6 protein-coding genes are annotated in these 6,864 nt (G+C 55.0%); 4 read left to right on the top strand and 2 right to left on the bottom strand.

All coding sequences use genetic code 11. The features are described 5' to 3' along the window. From ABLU67_RS22980 to ABLU67_RS22970, 3 genes are all read left to right on the top strand, one after another. Positions 1–185: sodium ion-translocating decarboxylase subunit beta (locus tag ABLU67_RS22980; RefSeq protein WP_031614686.1), on the top strand; the 185-nt coding region annotated here is incomplete at its 5' end. 229 nt (positions 186–414) lie between these two features. Further along, positions 415–2,043: a sensor histidine kinase gene (locus ABLU67_RS22975; protein ID WP_348852546.1), complete on the top strand. Its 1,629-nt coding sequence runs from the start codon at positions 415–417 to the stop codon at positions 2,041–2,043. Beyond that, positions 2,036–2,734: a response regulator gene (locus ABLU67_RS22970; RefSeq protein WP_004098499.1), complete on the top strand. Its 699-nt coding sequence runs from the start codon at positions 2,036–2,038 to the stop codon at positions 2,732–2,734. The genes ABLU67_RS22975 and ABLU67_RS22970 overlap by 8 nt, the downstream gene beginning before the upstream one ends. A 44-nt stretch (positions 2,735–2,778) precedes the next feature. On the opposite strand, the gene ABLU67_RS22965 is transcribed toward ABLU67_RS22970, so the two are convergent. After that, complete coding sequence (locus ABLU67_RS22965) at positions 2,779–3,408, bottom strand: hypothetical protein (RefSeq protein ID WP_014227875.1); 630 nt, start codon at positions 3,406–3,408, stop codon at positions 2,779–2,781. A 92-nt stretch (positions 3,409–3,500) separates the two neighbouring features. Between ABLU67_RS22965 and ABLU67_RS22960 the strand changes: the two genes are divergently transcribed. Next, positions 3,501–4,445: a LysR family transcriptional regulator gene (locus ABLU67_RS22960; RefSeq protein ID WP_064406659.1), complete on the top strand. Its 945-nt coding sequence runs from the start codon at positions 3,501–3,503 to the stop codon at positions 4,443–4,445. 66 nt (positions 4,446–4,511) lie between these two features. Here ABLU67_RS22960 and ABLU67_RS22955 read toward each other — a convergent pair whose 3' ends face one another. Next, the gene (locus ABLU67_RS22955) at positions 4,512–6,800 is read right to left on the bottom strand and encodes a hydratase (protein ID WP_064406660.1); all 2,289 of its coding nucleotides are present in this window, start codon (positions 6,798–6,800) and stop codon (positions 4,512–4,514) included. Positions 6,801–6,864: the final 64 nt, after the last annotated feature.

Raw genomic sequence — 6,864 nt, 5'->3', positions numbered from 1 at the left:
ACCCGCTGATTGGCTCGGCCGGGGTGTCGGCGGTGCCGATGGCGGCCAGGGTGTCAAACAAAGTGGGTCTGGAGTCGGACGCGCAGAACTTCCTGCTGATGCACGCGATGGGCCCGAACGTGGCGGGGGTGATTGGCTCGGCGATTGCTGCCGGGGTGATGCTCAAGTACGTGCTGGCGATGTGAAAACGCATTGTTCCCGGCTCGCGCTGCGCTTAGCCGGGCTACCCGCCCGGACGGGCGCCGCGCCCGCCTCCGGGAAATACCCCAGGCTACGGCGCAGAAGTCCGATCGGGTGGTACGTAAAACGTCGTATTCCTACTGGATGAGTTCTGAAATCAGTAAATCTGTGGGCCGATTCAGCGCCGTCGGCCCCTAAAAAAGAGAAAATGACCTTTTGATGTCAATTCGCCCAATGTTTGCCCGAAAAATCACGCCCTGGTTTGCCCGACGTTCGTTTCAGAACCGCATCTTCCTGTTGATCCTGTTTACCTCGACAATCGTGATGCTGGCCATGTCATGGTATCTCACCAGCATTACGGAGGAACGCCTGCATTACCAGGTGGGACAGCGCGCGCTGATTCAGGCCATGCAGATCTCCGCCATGCCCGAACTGGTTGACGCGGTAGAAAAGCACGATTTACCGCGCATTAAAGAACTTATCGACCCGATGCGATCGTTTTCCGACGCCACCTATATCACCGTCGGTGACGCGAAAGGCCGGCGCCTGTATCACGTGAATCCAGAGGAAATCGGTAAATCGATGGAAGGCGGAGACAGCGACGAGGCGCTGTATAACGCCAAAAGCTACGTGTCGGTGCGTAAAGGATCGCTCGGTTCGTCATTACGCGGCAAGTCGCCGATCCAGGACAGCACCGGGAAGGTGATCGGTATTGTATCGGTGGGCTACACCATCGAACAGTTAGAAAACTGGCTGAGTCTGCAAATCGGATCGCTGATGATCCCGATGGCGATCATGCTGCTTCTGCTGCTCTACTGCGCCCGGCGCTTCTCGCTGCATATCAAAAAACAGATGCTGAATATGGAACCACAGCAGCTCTCACAGCTGCTTATCCAGCAGAGCGTCCTGTTTGAATCGGTCTTTGAGGGGCTGATAGCTATTGACTCCCACTACCGAATTACCGCCATCAATCAAACCGCAAGGAGGCTATTAAACCTGAGCCAGCCGGAAACCATTCTGATTGGCAAAAGCATCAGCAGCGTGATCTCTCAGGAGGCATTCTTCTATGACGCGCCGCAGACAAATAAAAAAGACGAAATCGTCACTTTTAATCAGATTAAAGTGATCGCCAGCCGTATGGCCGTCACGCTTAATAACGAGCCCCAGGGCTGGGTCATTAGCTTTCGCAGTAAAGACGATATCAACACTCTGAGCCTGCAGCTCAGCCAGGTCCAGCAGTACGCGGATAACCTGCGCGCCGTACAGCACGAGCATCGCAATCTGATCTCCACCATTGCCGGGCTGCTGTTTTTAAAACGCTACGATAACGCGCTGGATCTTATTCAGCAGCAGTCTGAGAGCCACCAGAAAGTGCTCGATTTTATTGCCCGCAATTTTAAAGTGAACCACCTTGCCGGGCTGCTGATCGGCAAATATTACCGCGCCAAAGAGCTCGGATTAGAGCTGGTCTTCGATCCCGCCTGTCACGTTGAAACCCTCCCCTCTTCGCTGTCGCATAATGAATGGATCTCGATCGTCGGCAATTTGCTGGATAACGCCTACAACGCCGCCCTACGTCAGCCGGCAGGTTCAAAGCAGATCGAATGCCTGATCAACAGCGAGGGCGGCGAAGCGATCGTCGAGATCGCCGACCAGGGCTGCGGGATTGAGGAATCGCTGCGCGATCGTATTTTTGAGCGCGGCGTGACCAGCAGCGACAGCGGCGATCACGGCATCGGACTCTGGCTGGTTCGCAGCTACGTTGAGCAGGCGGGCGGCAATATCGTCGTCGATGACAACATCCCTTTTGGCACTATTTTTACCCTTTATATCCCCCTGACCCGAGATGAACACCATGGATAGCATCACCACTCTCATCGTTGAAGACGAACCTATGCTGGCGGAAATTCTGGTGGATACCATCAAGCAATTTCCCCAGTTCGAAGTCATTGGCATTGCGGATAAACTGGAAAGCGCAAAAAAGATGCTTCGCCTCTATCAGCCCCAGCTCACCCTGCTGGATAACTTCTTACCCGATGGCAAAGGACTCGATTTGATCCGCCACGCCGTCAATACTCATTATAAAGGGCGCATCATTTTCATCACCGCCGACAACCATATGGATACCATCAGCGAAGCCCTGCGGATGGGCGTTTTTGATTACCTGATTAAACCCGTTCACTATCAGCGCCTGCAGCATACGCTTGAGCGTTTTGCCCGCTATCGCAGCTCTCTTCGCTCAAGCGAGCAGGCAAGCCAGACCCATGTTGACGCCCTGTTCAATATCCAGGCAAAAGAGCACGCGGAAGCCGCAGGCTCTCCGCTGCGGGGTATTGATGAGAGCACCTTTAATCGGGTATTACAGCTCTTTGCCGATCCGGAAACGGTCCATACCGCAGACACCCTGGCCCGTATTCTCGGCAGTAGTAAAACCACCGCCCGCCGCTACCTTGAGCAGGGCGTTAAAAACGATTTCCTTGAGGCTGAAATCAGCTATGGCAAAGTCGGCAGACCGGAGCGGATTTATCACGGTAAACATCCTGCGCATATTTAAGCACCAGGAGATGCCCTGTTGATTGTGCATCTCCTTTCACTCGCTTATTCCACCGTGTAGCTGACAATAATTTGTCCTTTTTTCATCTTCACCTGGGAAATGACGACTTTACCCAGTTCGGACAGGCTGGCCACGTGCGTCCCGCCGCAGGGATAGCTCTGCATGTCGCCGAACCCGACCTTGCGCAGGCCATCGGCAAAAGTAAGCTGACGCGGTAAATTGTCTGCCTGCCAGGCCTCAACTTTTTCCAGCAGCGCGCTGGCCTCGGGCAGCCCGCCATGCGCGCCTGGGGCAAAAATAATACGGCTTTCTCCCGGCCAGTGATGTCCTTTGATCGGCTGCCAGCCCGACAGCTCCCCGGCCTGGGCAAGCGCGTGCCCGGCGGAGTGCAGACGCGCGTGCAGCCGCCGGCTCTCTGGATCGATGCGGATCGTGACCTCGCCGGCCGGCAGCGGCTGTGAAACGATATGCGCCACGCTATCGCCGCGGCTAACCACGCCCTCGACGGCGAGGCCGGCAATCCAGCCACGATCCGCCGGCTGCCCGCCGCCCTGCGGGTGAAACAGCGTGCGATCCAGCTCAATGGCATAGCGGCCATCGGCTTCGCTCAGGCAGTTGACGACTTGCGCAAGGCATTCCTCGGCGTCGCTGGTGTAATAAAGGCGTTCAGTCATGGTTGTCCTCCTCTCTGTCAGGACAGTATATTGATATTGCTGGCGGCGATAATCCCGCCTGACATCAACGCAATTTTGCTCCGGAAGCACAAATGAATCTGAGCCTACTGCCCGACCTCGCCCTGTTCGTACAGATTGTGGAACAGGGCAGCTTCTCCGCCGTCGCACGCCAGGCCGGCGCAACGCCTTCGGCGATCAGCCGCAGCGTCTCGCGCCTGGAGCAGGAGATGGGCTGCAAGCTGCTGCACCGCACCACGCGCAAGCTGCGCCTCAGCGATGCCGGGAAAATGGTGTATGAACATGCGCTGGAGATGCTGGAATCGGCGCGTATGGCCATGGACTCCGCCAGCAGTACCCAGGCGGTGGCGCAGGGCAAGCTCACGCTCAGCGTGCCGAAAGCCGTGGGACGGTTTGCCATTCACCCGCTGATGCTGGAATTTTTTAACCGCTACCCGAAGATCGACGTCTGTCTGCGGCTTGAGGATCGGGTTCTCGATTTTATTGATGACGGCATCGATCTGGCGCTGCGTATCACCCCTACCCCCTCGCCGGGGCTGCACGGTAAGCCTTTGATGACCATCAGCCACGTCATCTGCGCGACGCCCGGCTATCTGGAGCACTATGGAACGCCGCAAACGCCGCAGGATCTGCGCGAACATAGCTGTATCAGCCTTGGCGAGACGCCCGCCGATTCGCGCTGGAAGTTCCGCCGCGGGGAGAAAACGGAAACGATCCAGACCCACGGCCGCTACGCCGCCAACCATACGGCCGTGCGCCTTGATGCCGTGAAGCAGAATCTGGGCATCGGCAGCCTGCCGCTGTTTACCGCCCGTGAGGCGCTGGCGCGCGGCGAGATTGTGCAGGTTTTACCGGAGTGGGAGTTTATCAGCCTCTATTCCGGCCAGCTCTGGCTACTGTGGTCGGGCAATAAGCATATGCCCGCCAGAATGCGGGCGATGATTGATTATCTTAGCGAGAAGATGAAGCCGGCTTCAGGTAGCCCAGCTCTAACGCCGCGATCGAAAACCACGGAATAAGCGGCTATGAATAAAAACGGGGATGCGATATCACCCCCGTTGATTCATCTTGATGATCAATATCGTTTACTGATGGTGGGTTGTTAAGCGTAATTTATTATAATTAATCAGGCTTCCCGCCTTAATTATCTCCCGCTCTGCTGAGGTGAGCCCCTCCATGTAAAGAGAGATCTCTTTAATGGGGCGATCGTGGCCGATCACGAACGCGGTAATCTGACGAAGATCGGTTTCCAGGGCTGACCTGATCCCCGGGATATAGATGAAGTCGCCGACCTCAAACTCCGGCAGCGCCTTCATCTGCAATGGCAGCATTCCCCAGTTAATCACGTTCGAACGATAGCGCTTCGTGGCATACTGCTGGGCAATATTTGCCAGGCCACCAAGGACTCTCTGGCAGCTGGCGGCTTGCTCTCGTGCGGAACCATCGCCGGGTTTGACCGCATAAACCATGCTGCCAATCTCCGTCTGCTCAAGCGTGACATTTTCCTGCCCCGGCAGTTGGCGGATCCGGGAAAAAACCGCCTCAAGCTGCGGATCCAGGCGACAAGGATCGTCCCCCTCGATCCGTAATTTTTCCAGCGCCGCAATCTTCTTACTACGGCCGACATAGCCCGGATCGCGTCGCGAAAGGGTAAACTCAGCCAGCCCTAACGGATTGGAGCGAAATGATGAGGTTTCGCCTGATGGAATCAGTTCATCGGTGGTGGTCACCGGATCCATGATTTTTGAGGTCACGTTTAACAAAATATTGTCCGTCAGCTCACTCATCTCCGGCCAGTCTTTTATATTGGGGCCGTAGATCAGCGATTGCCGGGTCGCTCCTTTAATAAACCCTTGATAAACACGACTCCGATAAGGTGAAGCATCAAATTCATACTGCGGAATGTCTTCCCAGCAATCAAGCGCGGAAGCCGATGTCAGCACGCCCCCATTGGCAGCCGTCGCCGCTATGGAGCGGGCATCCATCAGCGCAACGGCCGACATTTGCCCATTCCCGGGTTTGGACCCTTCCCGGTTGGGAAAATTACGCGTCGTGTGGCGAATGCTCAGTCCATTATGCATGGGCGTGTCGCCTGCGCCGAAGCAGGGGCCGCAAAATGCGGTACGCATAATTGCGCCGGCGCTCAATAACGCGGTGGTCATGCCCTTTTTAGTCAGGTCCATCAACACCGGCTGGGAAGAGGGGTATATCGCGAGAGAGAAAGCGCTATCGCCGCAGGCGTGATTTTTCAAGGCATGAGCCGCTTCGACCACGTTAACATAATTTCCGCCAGCGCAGCCGGCGATGATCCCCTGCTGAATCCGCAGCTTCCCATGTTCGACTTTATCCAGCAGAGAGAGCCTGGCGCGTCCCTGGGAAATGTTATCCGCCGCAATCTCAACCTCGTGCAAAATATCCTGCAAATTCTCATTAAGCGTATCAATTTCATATACGTTGGCAGGGTGAAAAGGCAAGGCGATCATCGGCTTGATGGTGCTTAAATTCACTTCTATGCAGCCATCATAGTAGGCCATCTCTTTTGCTGAGAGCGGACAATAGTCCTGTTCCCTGCCGTGAATACGCAGGTAGTTTTTTGTCTCTTCATCCGTTTGCCAGATGGACGATAAACAGGTGGTCTCCGTGGTCATCACATCTACGCTATTCCTGAAGTCGGTAGACATTGTCGCCACCCCAGGCCCCACAAACTCCATAACTTTATTTTTCACATAACCGCGCTCGAACACCGCGCCAATTATCGCCAGGGCAATATCCTGAGGGCCAACGCCGGGCGAGGGTTTTCCTGTCAAATACACGGCGACAATCTCAGGATAATCAATATCCCAGGTCTCTCCGAGCAGTTGCTTAACCAACTCGCCGCCCCCCTCGCCAACCGCCATGGTCCCTAAAGCGCCATAGCGCGTATGGCTGTCTGAGCCCAGGATCATTTTCCCACCGCCGGCCATCATCTCGCGCATATATTGATGAATAACTGAGATATGGGGCGGGACATAAATGCCGCCATATTTTTGTGCTGAGGACAAACCAAATATATGATCGTCGCTGTTGATAGTGCCGCCGACAGCGCAAAGCGAATTATGGCAATTCGTCAGAACATAGGGTAATGGAAAACGTTCCATTCCCGAGGCCTTAGCAGTCTGGATGATGCCCACAAAAGTAATATCGTGGGAGGCCATTGAATCAAATTTAATTTTTAACTGCTGTTCATTCCCTGAAGTATTATGGGCGGAGAGGATCGACCACGAGATCGTTCCCTTGCGCGCCTCATGCTTCTCTAACGCGACTGACCCCTTATCAGCAGCAATAATACCGTGCTGATGTGATATATAGACTCCATGGTCATACAATTTAATCATCACATATATCCTTAGATGTTGAAAAAACACGCCTGACATTAGCCATTCAGTAAAAATGGCTGAC

This window comes from Klebsiella sp. GN_Kp190 (assembly GCF_040061795.1).
GTDB classification, from domain to species: Bacteria; Pseudomonadota; Gammaproteobacteria; order Enterobacterales; family Enterobacteriaceae; genus Klebsiella; species Klebsiella michiganensis.
The sequence above is the reverse complement of the archived record's forward strand: the minus strand, read 5'-3'. Positions and strand labels throughout refer to the sequence as shown.

Coding starts and splice junctions, on each gene's coding strand:
- ABLU67_RS22970 (WP_004098499.1), top strand. CDS start 2,036: ATGGATAGCATCACCACTCTCATCGTTGAAGACGAACCTATGCTGGCG.
- ABLU67_RS22955 (WP_064406660.1), bottom strand. CDS start 6,800: ATGATTAAATTGTATGACCATGGAGTCTATATATCACATCAGCACGGT.
- ABLU67_RS22975 (WP_348852546.1), top strand. CDS start 415: ATGTTTGCCCGAAAAATCACGCCCTGGTTTGCCCGACGTTCGTTTCAG.
- ABLU67_RS22965 (WP_014227875.1), bottom strand. CDS start 3,408: ATGACTGAACGCCTTTATTACACCAGCGACGCCGAGGAATGCCTTGCG.
- ABLU67_RS22960 (WP_064406659.1), top strand. CDS start 3,501: ATGAATCTGAGCCTACTGCCCGACCTCGCCCTGTTCGTACAGATTGTG.